General features: G+C 71.1%; 18 protein-coding genes. 4 read left to right on the forward strand and 14 right to left on the reverse strand.

What is annotated here, in order from left to right; translation table 11 throughout:
* Positions 1–52: 52 nt before the first annotated feature.
* The 11 genes from ACIOHP_RS26340 to ACIOHP_RS26390 all read right to left on the reverse strand — a co-directional run bounded on the left by ACIOHP_RS26340 (position 53) and on the right by ACIOHP_RS26390 (position 11,326).
* Positions 53–1,036, reverse strand: coding sequence for a class I SAM-dependent methyltransferase (locus tag ACIOHP_RS26340; protein ID WP_401891436.1), 984 nt, complete (start codon positions 1,034–1,036; stop codon positions 53–55).
* A complete protein-coding gene (locus ACIOHP_RS26345) occupies positions 1,036–1,707 on the reverse strand; it encodes a class I SAM-dependent methyltransferase (RefSeq protein WP_361557709.1) in 672 nt (223 codons plus the stop codon). Before ACIOHP_RS26345 ends, ACIOHP_RS26340 begins: the two co-directional genes overlap by 1 nt.
* Before the next feature lie 53 nt (positions 1,708–1,760).
* A complete protein-coding gene (locus ACIOHP_RS26350; RefSeq protein WP_401891438.1) occupies positions 1,761–2,570 on the reverse strand; it encodes a glycosyltransferase family 2 protein in 810 nt (269 codons plus the stop codon).
* On the reverse strand, positions 2,567–3,691 hold the full coding sequence (locus ACIOHP_RS26355; RefSeq protein WP_401891439.1) for a hypothetical protein: 1,125 nt from the start codon (positions 3,689–3,691) through the stop codon (positions 2,567–2,569). Before ACIOHP_RS26355 ends, ACIOHP_RS26350 begins: the two co-directional genes overlap by 4 nt.
* 10 nt (positions 3,692–3,701) lie before the next feature.
* The gene (locus tag ACIOHP_RS26360) at positions 3,702–5,249 is read right to left on the reverse strand and encodes an oligosaccharide flippase family protein (protein ID WP_401891440.1); all 1,548 of its coding nucleotides are present in this window, start codon (positions 5,247–5,249) and stop codon (positions 3,702–3,704) included.
* A complete protein-coding gene (locus ACIOHP_RS26365; RefSeq protein ID WP_401891442.1) occupies positions 5,212–6,078 on the reverse strand; it encodes a Wzz/FepE/Etk N-terminal domain-containing protein in 867 nt (288 codons plus the stop codon). The genes ACIOHP_RS26360 and ACIOHP_RS26365 overlap by 38 nt, the downstream gene beginning before the upstream one ends.
* A 51-nt stretch (positions 6,079–6,129) precedes the next feature.
* Positions 6,130–7,263, reverse strand: a complete 1,134-nt coding sequence (gene wecB, locus ACIOHP_RS26370; RefSeq protein ID WP_401891444.1) for a non-hydrolyzing UDP-N-acetylglucosamine 2-epimerase — start codon at positions 7,261–7,263, stop codon at positions 6,130–6,132.
* Between the two features lie 3 nt (positions 7,264–7,266).
* A complete protein-coding gene (locus ACIOHP_RS26375) occupies positions 7,267–8,526 on the reverse strand; it encodes a nucleotide sugar dehydrogenase (RefSeq protein WP_401891445.1) in 1,260 nt (419 codons plus the stop codon).
* The gene (locus ACIOHP_RS26380) at positions 8,526–9,296 is read right to left on the reverse strand and encodes a WecB/TagA/CpsF family glycosyltransferase (RefSeq protein WP_401891447.1); all 771 of its coding nucleotides are present in this window, start codon (positions 9,294–9,296) and stop codon (positions 8,526–8,528) included. Before ACIOHP_RS26380 ends, ACIOHP_RS26375 begins: the two co-directional genes overlap by 1 nt.
* Positions 9,293–10,456 (reverse strand): hypothetical protein, encoded by a 1,164-nt coding sequence (locus ACIOHP_RS26385; protein WP_401891448.1) that lies wholly within the window; start codon positions 10,454–10,456, stop codon positions 9,293–9,295. The genes ACIOHP_RS26380 and ACIOHP_RS26385 overlap by 4 nt, the downstream gene beginning before the upstream one ends.
* Positions 10,457–10,726: 270 nt before the next feature.
* Positions 10,727–11,326 (reverse strand): acyltransferase, encoded by a 600-nt coding sequence (locus tag ACIOHP_RS26390; protein WP_401891450.1) that lies wholly within the window; start codon positions 11,324–11,326, stop codon positions 10,727–10,729.
* Positions 11,327–11,756: 430 nt separating this feature from the next.
* Here ACIOHP_RS26390 and ACIOHP_RS26395 point away from each other — a divergent pair, with 430 nt between their 5' ends.
* The 4 genes from ACIOHP_RS26395 to ACIOHP_RS26410 are packed head-to-tail and all read left to right on the forward strand — an operon-like array spanning position 11,757 to position 15,524.
* Positions 11,757–12,686 carry an ABC transporter ATP-binding protein gene (locus ACIOHP_RS26395; protein WP_401891451.1) on the forward strand — a complete coding sequence of 310 codons (930 nt, stop codon included), beginning with the start codon at positions 11,757–11,759 and terminating at the stop codon, positions 12,684–12,686.
* A complete protein-coding gene (locus ACIOHP_RS26400) occupies positions 12,686–13,513 on the forward strand; it encodes an ABC transporter permease (RefSeq protein ID WP_401891453.1) in 828 nt (275 codons plus the stop codon). The genes ACIOHP_RS26395 and ACIOHP_RS26400 overlap by 1 nt, the downstream gene beginning before the upstream one ends.
* 26 nt (positions 13,514–13,539) lie before the next feature.
* The gene (locus ACIOHP_RS26405) at positions 13,540–14,865 is read left to right on the forward strand and encodes a sensor histidine kinase (protein ID WP_401891454.1); all 1,326 of its coding nucleotides are present in this window, start codon (positions 13,540–13,542) and stop codon (positions 14,863–14,865) included.
* The gene (locus tag ACIOHP_RS26410) at positions 14,862–15,524 is read left to right on the forward strand and encodes a response regulator transcription factor (RefSeq protein WP_361491028.1); all 663 of its coding nucleotides are present in this window, start codon (positions 14,862–14,864) and stop codon (positions 15,522–15,524) included. The genes ACIOHP_RS26405 and ACIOHP_RS26410 overlap by 4 nt, the downstream gene beginning before the upstream one ends.
* Before the next feature lie 38 nt (positions 15,525–15,562).
* On the opposite strand, the gene ACIOHP_RS26415 is transcribed toward ACIOHP_RS26410, so the two are convergent.
* From ACIOHP_RS26415 to ACIOHP_RS26425, 3 genes are read right to left on the reverse strand one after another with little or no spacing between them, the layout of a single operon-like run.
* Positions 15,563–16,441, reverse strand: a complete 879-nt coding sequence (locus ACIOHP_RS26415) for a metal ABC transporter permease (protein ID WP_401891456.1) — start codon at positions 16,439–16,441, stop codon at positions 15,563–15,565.
* Positions 16,438–17,289 carry a metal ABC transporter ATP-binding protein gene (locus tag ACIOHP_RS26420; RefSeq protein ID WP_401891458.1) on the reverse strand — a complete coding sequence of 284 codons (852 nt, stop codon included), beginning with the start codon at positions 17,287–17,289 and terminating at the stop codon, positions 16,438–16,440. The genes ACIOHP_RS26415 and ACIOHP_RS26420 overlap by 4 nt, the downstream gene beginning before the upstream one ends.
* Positions 17,286–18,224 (reverse strand): metal ABC transporter solute-binding protein, Zn/Mn family, encoded by a 939-nt coding sequence (locus tag ACIOHP_RS26425; protein ID WP_401891460.1) that lies wholly within the window; start codon positions 18,222–18,224, stop codon positions 17,286–17,288. Before ACIOHP_RS26425 ends, ACIOHP_RS26420 begins: the two co-directional genes overlap by 4 nt.
* Positions 18,225–18,356 lie beyond the last annotated feature (132 nt).

Here is an 18,356-nt window from a genome sequence, read left to right on the forward strand (position 1 = left end):
CGACCAGCCACGACAGTGCCGCAGCCGACAGTCGACATGGCCCGGCGCCCCCTTAGTCCACGCGACGTGGCCGACACACCATGGCAACGAAATCGTGCCCCACATCAGCAAGCGCCGCGTCCTCCGCGGCAAAGCACCGCTCCAGCAACGCCAGCGTCTCCGGCTCCTGATCCCGGAAGTTGTGCGCGATCCCCGAGAACGCGATATGCAGCACCGTGCCCCCGTACGGCCGCTCCTCGACCACGTCGAAATGGCGCCGCAGCCCCGGCAGCAGCGCCGCCGCGTCCACCGCCTCGGAAGGGTCGTCCAGCACCATCGACAGCTTGCTGGGCCGCACCACCCGCCGCTTGATCCGCCCGTCGGCCAGCCGCCGCCGCTCCTCGGGGAGCTGTGCCAACAGAGCGTTCGCCGCCTCCAGTTGGCCGTCGGTCCACTGGAACCGGGTGGGGCCGACGAACTCGTCGACCACGAACGTCCCCTCGGGCTCGATCAGCCGGGACAGCCGCGGCAGCGTCTCGTCGAGGTTGTCGAAGTGGTGCAGCGACTGGAGTCCCAGCAGCACGTCGAAGCGTTCCCCGTCGGCGGCCATCTGGTTGACGTCGGTGACCCGGAAACGCAGGACGTCGGAGAGGTTCTCCTCGGCGGCGGCCCGAGTGGCGAAGTCGATCCGCTGCTGCGCCACGTCCACGCCCTCCAGGAGGGAGAACGCGCCGGTCCTCGCCCAGAGCAGCTCGTTGCCGCCGGTGCCGCACCCGAGGGAGAGGCCGCGCAGATCGGTACGCGGCGCGAAGTGCTTGGCGGCCACGTACTGGGGGAAGGACGTCTCCGCGTCGCCGGTCATCAGCAGGTTCCACCGCTTGATGACCGCCGGTATCGCCCACCACTCGGTGAGCGACGGATCGACCTGGGACCAGTGCTGGACCACGCGCGCGCCGCCGCGCACCCGGAGTTTGGCCAGCACCGGGTCCAGGTCCAGCTTGCGCACCTTGCGCAGCAACCGGTCCGCGTCATGTCTGTTGATGAGGTTGTTCAGCATCAGCGCTCCGTCCGTACGGCGATGAGCGACTTCGGGGCACCGAGCACCCGCTCGCTGAGGAGCACCGAGTCGGGGAAGAGGTAGCGCATCTCGGTGCGGGTCAGCAGCTCGATGTTGATCACCGCGTTCATCGCCGACTCCGGGCTGTCGGGGCGGCTGTGCACCAGCGGCCAGCGGCGTACGAGACGGGCCCTGGCGGCCAGCGGCAGGAACTGGAAGCCGGGTGCCACGAAGTGCGGCTCGACGGGGAAGTAGCGGTAGGGGGTCTGGATCCAGTGCAGCGGGGCCAGTTGCCCGACGGCGGCGACGAACTTCTGCCGCTGGCTGTGGCCGCCCACGTGCTCGATGGTCGAGTTGGAGAACACCAGGTCGTAGCCGCCCTTGGCGCTCAGTTCGGCGGCGACCCGCGGGTCGGTGACGTCGGCGACCTCGGTGGTGATCCAGTCGGGCACCTCGGAGGGATGTTCCTCCAGGTTGATCAGGTGGACGTGCTTGGCGCGCACCGGTGCGCGCAGCCACATGTCGGCCGTGCCGCCCAGGTCCACGACGCTCATGTTCTCGATGCCGGGGAAGCAGCGCCGGAACCGCTCCCAGCGGGCGACGCGCATGCGTTCGCCCAGGGAGCCGGGCGCGTCGACGAACTTGTTTCTGAGGGCCCGGGATCGGGGCATCGGATCAACCACCTGTGGTCGGAGCGGAGTGGGAGAGGAGAAGGGCGCGCGCTTCAACTGGGCTGTCGCCACTGCGTGTAGAAGCTGGCCGGGTTCATCAGGTATCGGACGGTGGGGTGCGGCACATGGCGCACCCGGTGCCGGCGGCCGTACCGGCGGATCAGCTCCCAGTCCTCGCGGGGCAGCACCTCCGGTGTGCGGCGCAGCCGGCTGAAGTGCAGGGAGCGATTGCGGCGGGCGACGAAGGCGTTGGTGTCCAGGAACGCCTCACGGGCGGCGTGGCGCCGGTCGTAGGGCACCGACAGGACGTCGTTCTCGGTGCCGTCGGGCAGGACGCGGCGCAGTGCCGTGTAGACGCCGTCGGGTCCGGCGGGGGAGTCCAGGACCGCCAACGCCTTTTCCAGGTGGTCGGGTTCCCACAGGTTGTCGTCGTCCAGGAATGCCACGTACCGGGAGCGGGTGAGGCGGATGCCCACGTTGCGCACGACGCCGGCGACCGCGGTGTTGTGCGCCAGCGAGACGGCGAACAGCCGCGGGTCGTCGGGGAGTTCGGGCAGTCCCGCGCCGTCGTCGACCACGATGACGACCTGGTCGCGAACGGTCTGGTCCAGGGCCGAGCGCACCGCGGCACGCAGCGCCTCGGGGCGTCGGTGGGTGGCGATGACGGTGGCGACCAGAGCCGAGGGCGGTGCCGGCAGCGTGGCGGCCAGCCGTCGGGTCTCGGCGTCCTCGATCCGGCGCAGCCGCACCGCGGAGGGCGCCAGCAGGACCTTGTTCCTGGCCTCGAAGAGCACCAGCCAGCCGAACACCGTCTTCAGCAGCGTCCAGGGCGCCCGCGCGACGCGGCGCGCGAGGGCGCTCACGCGGCGGGCTCCGGCTTGACCAGGCGGCCGTCGGACAGCCGGTTGTTGCGCCACACGTTTCCGGCACCGCTGTGGTTCCAGTGCGCGACCACGCCGTATCCGCCGGACGCGGGGTGGTACTCGGTCGAGAAGATGTTGTCGGTGACCTTGATCCCGGTGGCGCCCGTGGAACCGCCGTACAGGGCGTACGCGCCGCCGGCGATCCAGTTGTCGTCGACGGTGACGTTGCGGACCACCCCGGTGTCCGCGAACAGGCCGATGCTTCCCGAGGCGCCCTGCTTGAGGCTGGTCGCGTTGAGCAGGGTGTTGTGGCGGATGGTCAGATGGCCGGTGTTGCCGCCGCCGCTGATCACCGCGTTGGTGTGCTGCCACTCGCCGCCCAGATTGACGAACGGCTCGATGTCGTGCACGTAGTTGTCGTGCAGGTTGCCCTGTCCCATGGAGAGGGCGTCGCCGAACACCGAGACATCGCACCAGCCGACCTCGATGGAGCTGCCCCCCATGTTGGACACCGCGTAGTCCACGCCGCCGTTGTCCGGCCCCTTGCCGGGGACGGCCGTGATCTCCGAGTGCAGGACCTTCAGGCCGCTGAAGCCGGGGCGCAGGTTGATCCCCCACCAGCTGTCCGAGGTGATCCTGGAGTCGATGACGGTGACGTTGTTCGCGTAGATGTCGAGGGAGCCGGTGATGTCCTGGCCCCGGATGACGAGCCCGTCGGTACGGATCGCCCAGTACCCGGTCTTCTTGGGCTTGAGGGCGATCCGCGGACCGGTGGTGTCGGCGTCGGGGAACCCGCAGGCGCCGGGTGAGGCGCAGTCGACCCTGGACGCGGGGCCGCCGGACGCGCCGCCGGGGCTCCCGGTCGCGGTGGGCTTCTTCGTCGGGGACGGCGAGGGGGAGGGCGAGGCGGCGGGGCGGTCCGTCGCCTTGCCGACCGCGGTCGGCGAGGCTGTGCCCGGCGACGCCGGGGACCCGCTCGTACGGCAGGTCGGCCCGTCCCCCGGGCACTTGGACGAGGCGGCCCGGTCCGAGCCCGAGCCCGAGCAGGCCGCGCACAAGACGGCCACCAAGGCCGCGAACAGCAGTCCTGTGATCGAGTTACGGCTGATGCGCCGTGACATCGGGTTCACCTCAAGTCCTGTTGGGTGGGCCGACCGGTGCGGTGGACCGGTGGCGGCCGCGCTGGGGCCGGTCGCCGCCGCCGACGCCGCGCAGGAAGTCGCGGCTGGGCAGGACGCACAGGGTGTAGCCGGCCAGGGCGATCGTGCTGAGGGCGAGCAGCGCGAGCGGACCGTCGCCGAACGGGCGCTCCAGGCCGAGGATGATCGCGGCCATCACGGCTCCGCCGAGGAAGGGCCAGGCGCAGGCCCTGGCGATCAGGCCGACACCGACGCCACCGCGGTTCAGGGCGAACAGGAAGACGGGTACCACCACGCCGCCGCCGACCAGGACATGGGCCTGGGAGGCGCCGACGATGCCGTTCGTGCGGGCGCCGACGAGGAGTACCGGGATCAGGGCCACCAGCCACAGGCCCTGCACCACGAAGAGCGAGCGGCGCTGTCCGATCGCGACCAGACAGTCGTAGGCGAGTTCGCTGCCGATGCGGATCAGGCCGAGGGCCATCAGCCAGGGCAGTGCCGCGGCGGCGGGGGCCCAGTGGTCGCCGTAGATCAGCTCGATGGCCGGCCCCGCGAGACCGGCCAGCAGGACACAGAGCGGGACGGTGGCGGTGACCACCACACCCAGGGCCCGGCTGAAGCCCCGGGCGAGCGCCTGGGGCGACTCGGCCAGGCGCGAGAACCCGGCGAAGGAGACCCGCCGGACGGCCTCGGAGATGATCCGTACGGGCCAGCCGGAGATGTTGAAGGCGAGCACGTAGAAGCCCAGCGCCACATTGCCGAGCGTCGCGCCCACCACCATGGTGTCGACGTTGACCACCGCGAGGGCCAGCATGCTCGCCCCCGCCAGCGGCAGCCCGAACCTGAGCAGCGCCCGGGCCTGCTCGGGGTCCCAGCCGAACTTCAGGGTGCCCGGCGCGGCCAGCGCGCAGCCGACCAGCGTCACGACGTTGCCCGCCACGGCTCCCACGGCGAAGCTCATCGCGCCCCAGCCCGCGAAGGCCAGCAGCAGTGTCACCGAGGTGCTGATCAGGAAGTTGAGCGCGTCGATGATCATCCGCTTGCCCTGGGCGAACTCCCGGGTGAGGAAGTTGGCGGGTACCTGCGCGATCCCGTCGATCACCACGCACAGGCACATCACCCGCAGGACGCCCGCGGCGTCCGGCGAGCCGAGCAGGCCCGCCACCGTCGGTGCCGCCGCGAACAGCGCCACGTACAGCAGGCCGCTGGACAGGACGCTGAGGGTCAGTACGGTCGGCGCGAACCGCCGCGCGTCCCCCTCCCAGCGCACGATGGCCAGACCAACGCCCAGTTCGTTGGCGGAGAGCAGGACCAGGAGCACGGTCTGGGCGATGCCGTAGACGCCCCACTCCGCGGGGCCCAGGGCGAAGCGCGCCAGCACGATGCCGGTCGCGAAGGTGCCCAGCCGCATGACAACGGTGTTGATCAGACTCCAACGGGCCGCCGAACGGACCTTCTTGCCGAGGGAGGCGGCGGCCGCGGGAGCGGGGGTGTCGCCCGGGTCAGCGGTCTCGCTGTCCGGTGTGCGAACGCTGTCCACTGGTCGACTCCTCGTCGAGCGGCTCGGCGGCGGGTGCCATGACGACGGCGGACCGTCCCGCCTTCGTCTCCGCGGCAGGTCTGTTCCCGGCGGACCGTGCCCAGGCGGGCGGTGTGCGCAGCGCGATGGTCTGTTCCGTGGCCGACTCCTCGGAAGCCGGAGCGGGGGAAGGAGCGCGGGACGCGGTCGTCGGCTCCGGCGCTTCGACCGGTGCCGCGTCTTCCCGCGGACGCGACCGGCGCCGTGCCTCCACGTAGAAGACGGCGACCAGGGTCAGTACCAGGCCCAGACCCCCGGCCATGATCATGTACTCGAGCCGGGTCTTGGTCTGCGCGATCGGTGGCTGCGGGGCCACGATCGTCGTCAGCCGGATCATGGCCTTGGGGGCGACCGACTGGTCCTCCTGGAACTGCTCCAGCCGCTCGTTCGCATACGCGGTCAGGATCTTGTCCGAGGCCAGCACGGCACGCTTGTCCGTGCCCGTGACGGTGAGCCACATCAGCGGCCCCTGGGCGTTGTCGGCGAGCTTGGCCTCGAACGTGCCGGTCGCGCCGCGGGACTTGAGCTCCCGGACGGAGTCGTCGGAGTTGAGGTTGCGGGCCAGGCTGTCGGCCATGCCGGTGAGCGAGGTCTGGGTGCTCAGGAACGGATTGCCGTCGTAGGCGACGGTGGCCTTCTGCGAGTTGAGCAGGATCACCGTGCTCTGCGACTGGTAGGTGACGGGAACCACCAGCGTCACGGCGAACGTCAGGCCCGCGGTCAGCAGCAGCCCGGGCAGCAGGATGTACCAACGCCTGCGCATGACCCGGAAGATCTCAGCGAGATCCATGATGGTCCCCCCTAGCGACCAGATGTTCGACGAGCATATGTTTCAGGCGGATCATATGGGGAGCGATGGGTCACCGGGTCTCGGCTGATCAGTGGGTCTGGGGCGGGTGTTCGCGGTGCCTCCGGCCAGCAGCACGTCGGCGATGCGGTCGCTCGCGCGGCCGTCCCACAGTTCGGGCCGGCGGGGCGCGGGAGGCGCGTCCAGTACGCGGTTCACCGTGGCCACGATGCGAGCCGGGTCCCGGCCGGCCAGCGCGTTGGTGCCCTGCTCGACGGTGATGGGCCGCTCGGTGTTGTCGCGCAGGGTCACACAGGGCACGCCCAGCGCGGTGGTCTCCTCCTGCACCCCGCCCGAGTCGGTCAGCACGACACGCGCGGAGTCCTGCAGGGCGATGAAGTCCAGGTATCCGGCGGGCGGTACGAGCCTGATGCCCCCGGGGACACCGATCTCGGCCAGCCGCTGAGCGGCCCGCGGGTGCACGGGCAGCAGGAGCGGACAGCGGCCGGCGATCTCGCCGAGCGCTTTGAGGAGCCCGGCGAGGATCTCGGGATCGTCGACGTTGGCGGGTCGGTGCAGGGTGACCAGGCCGAACTCGCCTTTGGTCAGACCGTATTGATCAAGGATGTCCGAGGCTCGGGCGCGTTCCAGGTTGGTCAGCAGCGTGTCGATCATGACGTTGCCGACGAGGTGGATCTGGTCCTCCCGGTACCCCTCCGCGCGCAGGTTCTCGACCGCGTCCGGCGAGGGGGCCAGCAGGTAGTCGCTGACGCGGTCGGTGGCCACGCGGTTGACCTCCTCCGGCATGCCCCAGTCGCGGCTGCGCAGACCGGCCTCGACATGGGCGAGGAGCGGCCCGGCCTTGGCGGTGACCAGAGCGCAGGCCAGCGTGGAGTTGATGTCGCCGACCACCACGACGATGTCCGGGTCCACCTCGTCCAGGAGCGGCTCGAAGGCGGTCATCACCCGGCCGGTCTGCTCGGCGTGACTGCCCGAACCGACCCCGAGGAAGCGGTCGGGCGGCCGGATGCCGAGGTCGGCGAAGAACACGTCGTTCATCGCCGGGTCGTAGTGCTGGCCGGTGTGGACGAGGACCACCTCGGCGCCCCGGCGTTCCAGGGCGTCCATCACCGGTTTGATCTTCATGTAGTTGGGGCGGGCCCCGGCGACGCAGACGATGCGCGGCATGGTTCAGAGCACCTCGATCGTGGGTCCCGACGGCAGCCGGCGGCGGCAGTCCAGGACCAGGGGAGCGTGTTCGGCGACGAGTTCGTAGTCGAAGCCGTCATGGTCGGTGAGCAGGACCACCACATCGGCGGCCGACAGCTCCTGCGGAGTGGGCTCGACCCGCACCAGGCGGGTGTCCACCGGCAGACTCTCGACCACATGCGGGTCCGCCGCCCTGACCTGGGCCCCCATGTCGAGCAGCAGTTGGGAGATGCGCAGGGCGGGCGACTCCCGGGCGTCGCCGGTGTTCTTCTTGTACGCCAGCCCCAGCAGCAGGATGCGCGAGCCGTTCACCGCACGGCGCCTGGCGTTGAACAGGTCGCCGATGCGGCGCGCCACGTACTCGGGCATGTGGTTGTTGATGTCGTTGGCCAGCTCCACGAACCGGAAGCTCTGGCCGAGTTCGCGCTGCACCCGCCAGGACAGGTACGAGGGGTCGATGGGCAGGCAGTGACCGCCGACGCCCGGTCCGGGCGTGAACTTCATGAAGCCGAAGGGCTTGCTGGAGGCGGCTTCGATGGCCTGCCAGACGTCGATGTCCAGGTGGTGGGCGAACATCGCGATCTCGTTGACCAGCGCGATGTTCACATGACGGAAGGTGTTCTCCAGGAGCTTGGCGAGTTCGGCCTCCTTGGGCGAGCTCACCGGCACGGTGGTGTCGACGAGTTCGGCGTAGAAGTCCTGAACGGCCCTCAGGGAGGCGGCGTCGACGCCGGAGACGACCTTCGGGGTCTCCTGGAAGCCCCAGACGGCGTTTCCGGGGTCGATGCGCTCGGGGCTGTAGCCGAGGTGGAAGTCGGCGCCGGCGGCCAGGCCCGAACCGTCCTCCAGGAGCGGGCCGAACAGCTCCTGGGTGGTGCCGGGATAGGTGGTCGACTCCAGGACGACGGTGGCCCCGGGCCGCAGATAGCGGCCGAGGGTGACCGCCGACTCCTTGATGTACCGCAGGTCGGGAGTGCCCTCGTGCAGCGGGGTCGGCACGGTCACCACCGCGACGTCGAACCCGCCGCAGTCGCGGGCCGATTCGCTCGGTCTGTAGGTGCCGTTGTCCAGCGCCGCGCGGATCCGCTCGGAGGAGACGTCCTCGACGAAGGACTCACCGGCGGCCAGGCTCTTGATCCGCCGGGAGTCGACGTCGTAGCCGATCACCTCGTGGCCGACCTCGGCGGCCCGGATGGCCAGCGGCAGGCCGACGTATCCCTGTCCCACCACGACGACACGCATCAGTGACTCCTGTTCGCGGAAGCGGCCTGCGGGGAGAGCCGGATGAACTCGCGCGCCGTCATGAGGACGAAGGCAGCATTGGTGGTGAGATAGCGCCGGCCCAGGCGGCGCGGCTCCTGGAACGTGCGGTAGAGCCACTCGAGCCCCACCCGCTGCCAGGCGGCGGGGGCGCGCTTGGTGATCCCGGCCAGGATGTCGAAGGAGCCACCGACCCCGTGCACGACCCGGGCGCCGGTGCGGGCGCCGTAGGCGGCGGTGAAGATCTCCTTCTTCGGCGAGGTCATGCCAAGGAAGAGCATCTGGGCGCCGCTGTGCGCGATGCTGTCCGCGATGGCTTCCTGCTGGGAGTCGTCGAAGTAGCCGTTGCGGCTGCCCGCGACCTTCAGACCGGGGAAGAGGTCGGCCACCCGGCGCAGCATCTCCTCCAGCACCTCCTGCTTGGCACCGAGGAAGTACACCGAGATGCCCGCCGACTCCGCCTCGCCCAGCAGTCGCAGGAACAGGTCGATCCCGGCCACCCGTTCCGGCAGCGGGGCGCGCAGCACCCGGCCGGCCCAGACCACGGCCTGTCCGTCGGCGACGACGACATCGCACCCCGACACGGCCTCGGCGAGCCTGGGGTCGCGCCGCATGTTCACCAGCTTCGCGGCGTTGACCACCCCGATCTCCAACTGGCGGCCGTCCCGGACCGCGTCCAGGCAGCGCGCCACGGTCTCGTCCATGGTCAGCGGGTCCAGCTCGACCCCGAACAGGGTCCGGCGCTCGCTCATATCCGGCCCCCCTGCCAGGCGTGGAGCATCCAGCCGAACTCGTACGGCCGGCACTCGCGGTCCACGGACAGGGGGCGGTACACCCGGTCCAGGGACTTCAGCCGCAGGCCCGGTACGACCCGGGTGCCGAGGCCCCGGGCGGCGCGTACGGCCTTCTTCGGGTCGCCCCGGTAGACCTTGCGCCAGGTGGCGCCGAGCTCGTCGAGGATCAACGGCTCATGGCCGGCGCCCAGTTCGGGTACGTCCGACATCCAGCGCAGGCCCTTGCGGATCGCCGCGCCGAAGTCGCCGCCGCCGGCGTCGGTGAGGTCGAACAGGGCGGTCGGTGCCATCGCGTGCTGGTGGACGCTGTAGACCGGGTAGCCCTCCACGACACCGCCGGTGCGCGCGTCGTAGTGCCACCACCACTGCCCGCCCTCGCCCTGGAGCTCGCAGATGCGCCGCGCGCACGCCTCGGACGCGGCCAGGGCCTCCGGGTCGCCGCCCTGGTCGTCGCTCGCGTGGGCGCGGGCCAGGGCCTGCAGCGGGTAGGTCTGGTCGGCGAAGCAGGCGACATGGGCCCGGTACCAGGGCACCAGGCCGGGGCCGGTGGCGTGCGGGAAGAGCGGGCTGTCGCCGATGCGGGCCCGCAGCAGACGGTCGCGGGCCGCGGTGAAACGTCTCTCCACGTCGACCGTGCCGCGAGCGGCCGCGAGCGCGGACAGCACCCATGCCGCCTCGACGGTGTACTGGGGCCGGCCCTCCTCGTCCAGGGCCTCGACCCGTGCGAGGGCGTCGGACAGTTTGGGGTGTCCGGTCTCGGCGGCGGCCCAGGCGATGAGCGCGGCGTCACCGAGGTTGGTCACCGCGGGCAGCGACTCGATCAGCAGACCCGTGAACTCCTGGGCGGTACGCCCCGCGAGCACCGCGCGCTGGCGGTCCTCGGGGAGGAACTCGACGCCCAGCGCGGTGATGGCCGCGTACCGGGTGCTGGTCCCGCGCCGGTCCAGGGTCCAGGAACCGTCGGAGGCTTTGCGCCCGGACATGGTGAAGGAGAAGGCTTCACCACCCGGGAGCAGCATCTCCGGGAGCCCCAACTCGGCTACGGACAGTAGCCGTTGGGCGAGCGAGAGCAGTGGCGGTTCCTCATGACCGAGTGCCGCCAGACGTGTGGTGGTCATCTTTTGGGCACACCAACCCCCCTGTGGGTCCTGTTTTGCGCAGACTGGGATCGCCGCTGGCACGGATGGCCATACGGCGGAAGAAGGTGGACGTCAGGTGCCGGAGTGGTCGGCGCTCCTGGCAGCAGGCATAGGTGTCCCCACCCCGTAACCCCCCCTTGGGCACTACTGGTTCGTGTGGCCATTGTGCTTGGTCTGCACAGATCGCACACACGTTATGACTGTAGATGTTCGATGATTTGCCTTTTTAGGGAACAACGGAAACGACGGTCATGAGCGTTCGACGAGCTCGCCGTCCTTCTCGTCGTAGAGCTCGCCCGTCTCGGGGCACTCCCACACGCCCGACTCGCCGTCCCGCGCGGCCAGTCGTACGCCGGCCCGGCCGACCCAGCCGATCCGGCGGGCGGGAACGCCGACCACGAGCGCGAAGTCGGGCACGTCCCGGGTCACCACGGCGCCCGCCGCGACGAGCGCCCAGCGACCGATGTGCACCGGTGCCACGCACACCGAACGGGCCCCGATCGACGCCCCCTCGGCCACCACCACCGCCACGGCCTCCCAGTCGCCGCCGCGCTTCAGCCGCCCCTCCGGGTCCACCGAGCGCGGGAAGTGGTCGTTGGTGAAGACCGCCGCCGGGCCGACGAACACTCCGTCGGCCAGCACCGCGGGTTCGTAGACCAGCGCGTAGTTCTGGAGCTTGACGTTGTCGCCGATCCGCACGCCCGGGCCGACATACGCTCCCCGGCCCACGATGCACCCGGTGCCCAGCCGGGCGTCCTCCCGGATCTGGGCCAGGTCCCAGACCGTCGTCCCGTCGCCGATCGTGGCCGTCTCGTCGACCTGGGCGGTCGGCTGGATCCTGGAGCTCATCGGGAGGGACCTCTCTTCTCGAACGGAGCGGGAAGCGCCGCCCGTCGGGGCGGGCGTGGGAGGAAGGGCTCGTCAGGACGAGGTCCGGCCCGCGACCGGTTCGAGCTGCCCGGCCGGCGTGCGGGTGGCGGGGCGCGTGCGGGTACCTGGGACACCGGACGACAGGAGTGCCTTCACGAGATCACCATACGTACGCCACACTCGCCGAAGAAAGGATTCCGCGCAGGTCGGCCGGTTCCGTGCACCCCGGGCATTCCGCGCGTCCCGGCGAGGTCATCCTCGAGGCTGACCCGCCGTTGGTACCGCGGTACCAGTGCCGGCACGAAGTGACCTCCACGGGCCCAGGGACGGCGACGACGACGTCCCTAGCGTGAGCGAGGACAGACGTCACGGGCCCGCCGTGGCGGTGCGACGCGAAAGACGGCGCCCGATGATCGAAGTACGCGACCTGACCAAGCGGTACGGGGACAAGACAGCGGTCGACGGACTGAGCTTCACCGTCAAACCCGGCGAGGTCACCGGATTCCTCGGCCCCAACGGCGCCGGGAAATCCACGACCATGCGCATGATCATCGGCCTGGACGCGCCGACCACCGGGACGGCCACCGTCAACGGCCGCCGCTACGCGGAACACTCCGCACCGCTCCAGGAGATCGGCGCCCTGCTGGAGGCCAAGTCGGTCCACCCGGGCCGCTCGGCCGTCGGCCACCTCATGGCCCTGGCCCACACCCACGGCATCCCGCGCCGCCGGGTCGACGAGGTCATCGAGCTGGCCGGGCTGAGCAGCGTGGCCGGAAAACGCGTCGGCGCCTTCTCCCTCGGCATGGGCCAGCGGCTCGGCATCGCCGCCGCCCTGCTCGGCGATCCGGCCGTCGTCATGCTCGACGAACCCGTCAACGGCCTCGACCCGGAAGGCGTGTTGTGGGTACGCAACCTGCTGCGCGATCTGGCCGGCGAGGGCCGGGCCGTGATGCTCTCCTCGCACCTGATGAGCGAGACCGCGCTGATCGCCGACCACCTGGTGATCATCGGCCGGGGCCGGCTGCTCGCGGACACCACGGTCGACGACTTCACACGCGAGGCCGGGGGCGGCGGAGTGAAGGTCGCCACCGCCGACCCGGTGAAGCTGCGAGCGCTGCTGGCCGGGCCGGACGTCCTCATCTCCTCCGGCGCCACGGAGGAACTGCTGGTCACCGGGCGCGGCTCCCGCGAGATCGGCGTCATCGCCGCACGGCACGGTGTGCCGCTGTACGAACTCACCCCCCAGTCCGTCTCCTTGGAGGAGGCGTTCATGGAGCTCACCCGTGACGAGGTCGAGTACCAGAGCGCCCCGGCCGGGACCGTCAGGAAGGCCGGCTGATGACCGCCCCGACCCTCTCCGTCGTACGCCCTCGCTACAAGGTCACCGGACCGCGCGTCCTGCGCGCCGAGTGGGCCAAGTTCTGGTCGCTGCGCTCCAGTTGGATCACCCTGGGCGTCGCCCTGCTCCTCCTCGTCGCCATCGGCGCGATCGCTTCCGCCACCTACAGCCCCGACGCGGTCGCGGACGACGGCCCGCCCGGACCGGGCGGCGGCGGTGCCAGTGACGCCGTCGGCCTGGCCCTGACCGGACTGACCTTCGCCTCGCTGGCGATCGGGGTGCTCGGCGTGCTGGTCTCCGCGGGCGAGTACAGCACCGGCATGATCCGCTCCACCCTCGCCGCGGTACCCAGGCGACTGCCGGTGCTGTGGTCGAAGAGCGCCGTCTTCGGGGGCGTCGCCCTCGTCGTCACGACCGTGGCCGCCCTGGCCGCCTTCACACTGGGCGGCCTCGGCCTGGACGGCGAGAAGATCGCACTGTCCCTCGGTGACGACGGTGTGCTGCGCAGCCTCGTGGGCGCCGGACTCTACCTCGGTCTGGTGGCCGTGTGGGGCGTGGCCCTGGGCGCGCTGGTGCGGTCCACCGCCGGAGGCATCGCCATCCTCGTCGGCGTACTGCTCGTCCTGGGCGGCCTGGCCACGCTGCTGCCCGACTCCTGGGAGGACACCGTCACGCCGTACCTGCCGGGCAACGCCGGCAGTGCCGTCTACGCCCTGCACGAGGCCTCGGACTCCCTCAGCCCGGGGGCGGGCCTCGCGGTCTTCGTCGGATGGGTGGCGCTGACCCTCGCCGGCGCGGCGTACCGGCTGGCGCGGACCGACGCCTGATCGACGCAGACCCGACAATGGGACGCATGAGAGCCCGGCAGACGGACCAGGGCCCGAAGACGGCGGTGTCACCGTCCTCCGGGCTGGACGCCGCATGGGCGCACCCGGTCCTGGGCCGGCTGCTGCGCGGGCAGCGGCGCCAGCAGGGTCTGGACCGGCGTCATCCCTGGCTGTCCGACACGCTCGTGGTCCTGGCCGTGGCCGCCGTCAGCCTGCCCGATGTGTTCACCGGCGGCGACGAGGGCCCGTTCGGCGGAGCCCGGCAGGAGTCCGACGTGCCGACCTGGGTGATGGCCGTCGGCGCGACCGCGCTCGTCCTGCCGCTGTGGTGGCGGCGCAGGGCGCCCGCGGCCGCCTTCTTCGCGATCTCGCTGATCGCACTGGTCCAGTGGTCGCTGGGGATCTGGCAGCAGGCCGGCGTCAGCCTGCTCGTCGCCCTGTACAGCCTGGCGCTGCGCGGCTCGCTGCGCACGCTCGCCTGGGCGGCCGGACTGATCGTCCTGGAGACCACCCTGGCCGTCTGTGTCCTGCTGCCGATGGAACGGCCGCTGGTCGGCCTGTTCTTCCTGCTGGGCACCACGACGGCCGCGGTGGCCCTGGGCCTGACCTTCCGTACGCGCCGGCTGTACATGGCGGCGCTGGAGGACCGGGCCGAGCGGCTGGAGATCGAGCGCGAGCAGCGCGAGCGCCTCATGGCCGCCACCGAACGCTCGCGCGTGGCCCGCGAGATGCACGACATCGTGGGCCACAACCTCTCCGTCATGGTCGGCCTCGCCGACGGCGCCGCCACCCTCGCCGCACACGGTGGCCGGGAACCCGTGGAAGCGCTGCGCCTCATCGGCGACACCGGACGGCAGGCCATGGGCGAGCTCCGGCGCACCCTCGGCGTTCTGCGGGACCAGCCGGAGGACGCCTCGCGCAGCCCGCTGCCCGGCATCCAAGACCTGGACGCGCTGCTCACCCGCGTCCGCGCGGCGGGACTGAAGGTCACGTACCGCACGGGCGGCGATCCGGCCGCGCTCGGCGACGGCGTCCAGCTGACCGTGTACCGCATCGTCCAGGAAGCCCTCACCAACACGCTCAAGCACGCCGGCGCGGAAGCCGCGGCGGAGGTGACCGTCGCCGTGGAGAGCGGCGGAGTCCATGTCCGGGTGACCGACAGCGGACCACGGCACGGAGAGGGCCCGCGGCCGGCGACCGAGTCCGGGCACGGTGTCGTCGGCATCCGGCAGCGGGCCGCGATGTACGGCGGGGTCGTCACCATCGGGCCGCGCGACGGCACCGGTGGCTGGGTCGTGGACGTCCTGCTCGACGCCCCGGCCGGGCCGGTGTCCGGGGAGCGCGTCTCATGACCACCGTCCTCATCGCCGACGACCAGCCTTTGCAGCGCCTCGGCTTCCGCATGCTGCTGACCGGCACCCCCGGCATGACCCCCCTCGGCGAGGCCGAACACGGCGCCGAGGCGGTGCGCATGGCCGCCGAACTGCGCCCCGACGTCGTCCTGATGGACGTCCGCATGCCCGGCATGGACGGCATCGAGGCCACCCGCCGCATCGTCGCCGCAGGCGGCCGCACCCGCGTTCTCATCGTCACCACCTTCGACCTCGACGAGTACGCCTACGCCGGCCTGCGCGCGGGAGCCAGCGGCTTCCTGCTCAAGGACGCCCGCCCCGAGGAACTCATCGCCGGTATCCACGCCGTCGCGACGGGCGACGCGGTCGTCGCCCCCAGCCTGACCAGACGTCTGTTGGACACCTACGTCCATCAGGTCGCCGCGCCGCCCACCGCCGCCCCGGACCCGCGCGTCGCCTCGCTCAGCGCACGCGAACACGAGGTGCTGGTCGCCATCGGCCGGGGCTGGACCAACGCGGAGATCGCCGAGCGGCTGATGCTCACCGAGTCCACGGTGAAGAAGCACGTCAGCCGCGTGCTCGCCAAGGTCGGGGCGCGCGACCGCATCCAGGCGGTGATCGTGGCGTACGACGCGGGCCTGGTCACACCACGATCCTGAACGCCCCTGACAGGGAAGGGCCTTTCGCGGCCGATGGGCTAGGACGCCAAGGCCGTCCCGCGCGCTCCCCACCGGCGTACGCGCCGCTTGCCCGCCAGGCGGCAGACGACGTAGATCGTGAAGGACACGGTGGTGACGTAGGGGCTGATCGGGATGGAGCTGCCGAGCGCGAGCAGGATGCCGCCCTCGATCGAGAGGACCGCGAACAGCACGCTCAGCGCGGGCAGCAGCACCGGCGACGCCGTGACTCGGGCGGCGGCAGCGGCCGGTGTGACGACGAGGCTCAGGACCAGCAGCGCGCCGACGACCTGTACCGACAGGGCCACCGCGAGCCCCAGCACGAGCATGAACGCGAAGGACAGCGCGCGCACCGGCACCCCGCGTGCCTCGGCGACGTCCGGGTCGGCGCTGGCGAAGGACAGCGGCCGCCACATGACCGCCAGCGCGACCACGACCAGCGCCGAAGTGCCCAGCAGCCACGCCATCTGCGGGGTGTCGACCGCGACGATCTGCCCGGTCAGCAGGCCGAACTTGTTGGCCGCCCGCCCTTTGTAGAGGGCGAGGAGGAGCACGCCCAACCCGAGCCCGAACGGCATGATGATGCCGATCACCGAGTTGCGGTCCCGCGCCCGCGCCCCCAGGACCCCGATCGTGCCGGCCGCGAGCAGCGATCCGAGGATCGAGCCCACCACGATGTTCGCGTCCAGCAGCAGCGCCGCCGACGCCCCCGCGAAGGACAACTCGCTGATGCCGTGCACCGCGAACGGCAGATCACGCATCATCACGAAGACCCCGGCGAGACCGCCGACCAGCCCGAGGGCGGCCCCGGCGACGAGCGAGTTGCGCACCAGTGCGAGGAGTTCGCCGTAGTGGTCGAAGCTGAAGATCTGCTGCCAGACGCCGTCGGCGACCGTCATGAGCGCACCTCCTCGATCTCGGGGGCGTGATGGGGCGGGGCGGCCGTCTCGTCGGGGGCGCCGACGACCACGATCCGCCCCTGGACACGGACGACGTCGACCCGCGTGCCGTACAGCTCCGACAGCGACGCGGAGGTCAGGACCTCCTCCGGCGCACCGACCCGGTGACCGGCCCGGGCCAGGTACAGCACCCGGTCCACCAGGCCGAGCACCGGATTGATCTCGTGCGTCACGAAGACCACGGCCGTGCCGTCAGAACGGCGGCGGGCGTCGACCAGTTCGGTGACGGCCCGCTGGTGGTGCAGGTCGAGCGAGAGCAGTGGTTCGTCGCACAGCAGGATCCGCAGATCGGTCGCCAACGCCTGCCCGATGCGCACGCGTTGGCGCTCACCGCCGGACAGCATGCCGAGCGGTACATCCGCGTACGCCGACGCCCCGACCGACTCGAGGATCTCGTCCACCCTGCGGCGGACGGCGGTGGTACGCAGCCGTGGTCCGAAGCGGTGCCCGTCGATGCCGAAGCGCACGAGGTCGCGGGCGCGCAGCATGGTCTGCGCCGACAACTCCGCCTGCTGGGGTACGTATCCGATCCGCCGTGCCGCCTCGCGGGGAGACCGGTCCAGGACGGTCAGTGTCCCGGCGGACAGGGGCTGACGACCCAGCAGAGCCTTGACGAAGCTGGTCTTGCCGGCCCCGTTCGGCCCGAGCACGGCGACGAACTCGCCGGGCCGTACGTCGAGTTCGAGGCCGCTCCAGACGACCCGCTCGCCGTACGACAGGGCGGCCCCGCGCAGGCTGATGACCGCGCCGGTTCCGCCCTGTGCGGGGATCCGGCCCGGGCCCCTCACTTGTCCAGCGCGCCCGCGAGCGCGTCGACGTTGGAGGTCATCCAGCCGAGGTAGTCCTTGCCGCTGGGCAGGGTCTCGGTCACCGGGACGACGGGGATGCCGGCCGCCTTGGCCGCGGCCTCGGCCTTCTCGGTCTGCGGGCCGGAGGTCTGGGCGTTGTAGACCAGCGCCTCGACCTTCTTGCCGGAGAACAGTGCCAGCGTGGCCTGAAGGACCTTGGGGGAGACGTCGCTGCCCTCCTCGATGGCCTCGCTGAACTCCGAGGGCGTCGCGTTCTTCAGCCCGCTCGCCTCGATCATGTACAGCGGCACGGGCTCGGTGATGGCCACGGCCTCACCGCCGTGGTCCTTCTTGATCTGCGCCTCCTTCGCCTCCAGCGGCTGGAGCTTCGCCTTGAAGGCCTCGGCGTTCCTGGTGAAGCCGGCCGCGTCGTCCGGGTCGGCCTTGCCGAGGGCGGCGGCGATGCTGTCGGCGATCTTGGAGATGGTGGGGAAGTCGTACCAGACGTGCTCGTTGAGCTCGCCGCCCTTCGGCGCGGTTTTGCCGGAGATCCTGACGGCGTTGACGACCTCGGCGGAGGAGTTGCCGCTCTTCAGCATCCGGTCCACGAAGTCGTCGTAGCCGCCGCCGTTCTCGACGACGACCTTCGCCTTCGACAGGGCCAGCTGGTTCTGGGTGTTGGCCTCGTAGGAGTGCGGGTCCTGGTCCGGGTCGCTGATGATCGAGGTGACGTCGACCTTCGTGCCGCCTATCTGCCCGACGATGTCGCCGTAGACGTTCGTCGAGGTCACGACCGGTATCGCGGAGGCGGCGGCCGGGCTCTGCGAGGGGCTCCCGCCGCTGTCGGAGTCCGACGAGCCGCCGCAGCCTGCCAGGACGACCAGCGAGGCGCCGGTGATCAGGGCGGCCAGGCGCCGGGACGGGAACGTGGGCATGGATCCTCCGCGAGGGGGTGGAACAAGGGGGCGCACGCCACGCTAGATGAAAATGAATGTCAGAAGTATGACCGAACCCGATCCATGTGAAAACCATTGCCAATACTTGACGTGCCGGCCGAAATCTGACGC

The organism is Streptomyces sp. NPDC087859 (assembly GCF_044742595.1).
In the GTDB taxonomy this organism is placed as follows: Bacteria; Actinomycetota; Actinomycetes; order Streptomycetales; family Streptomycetaceae; genus Streptomyces; species Streptomyces canus_F.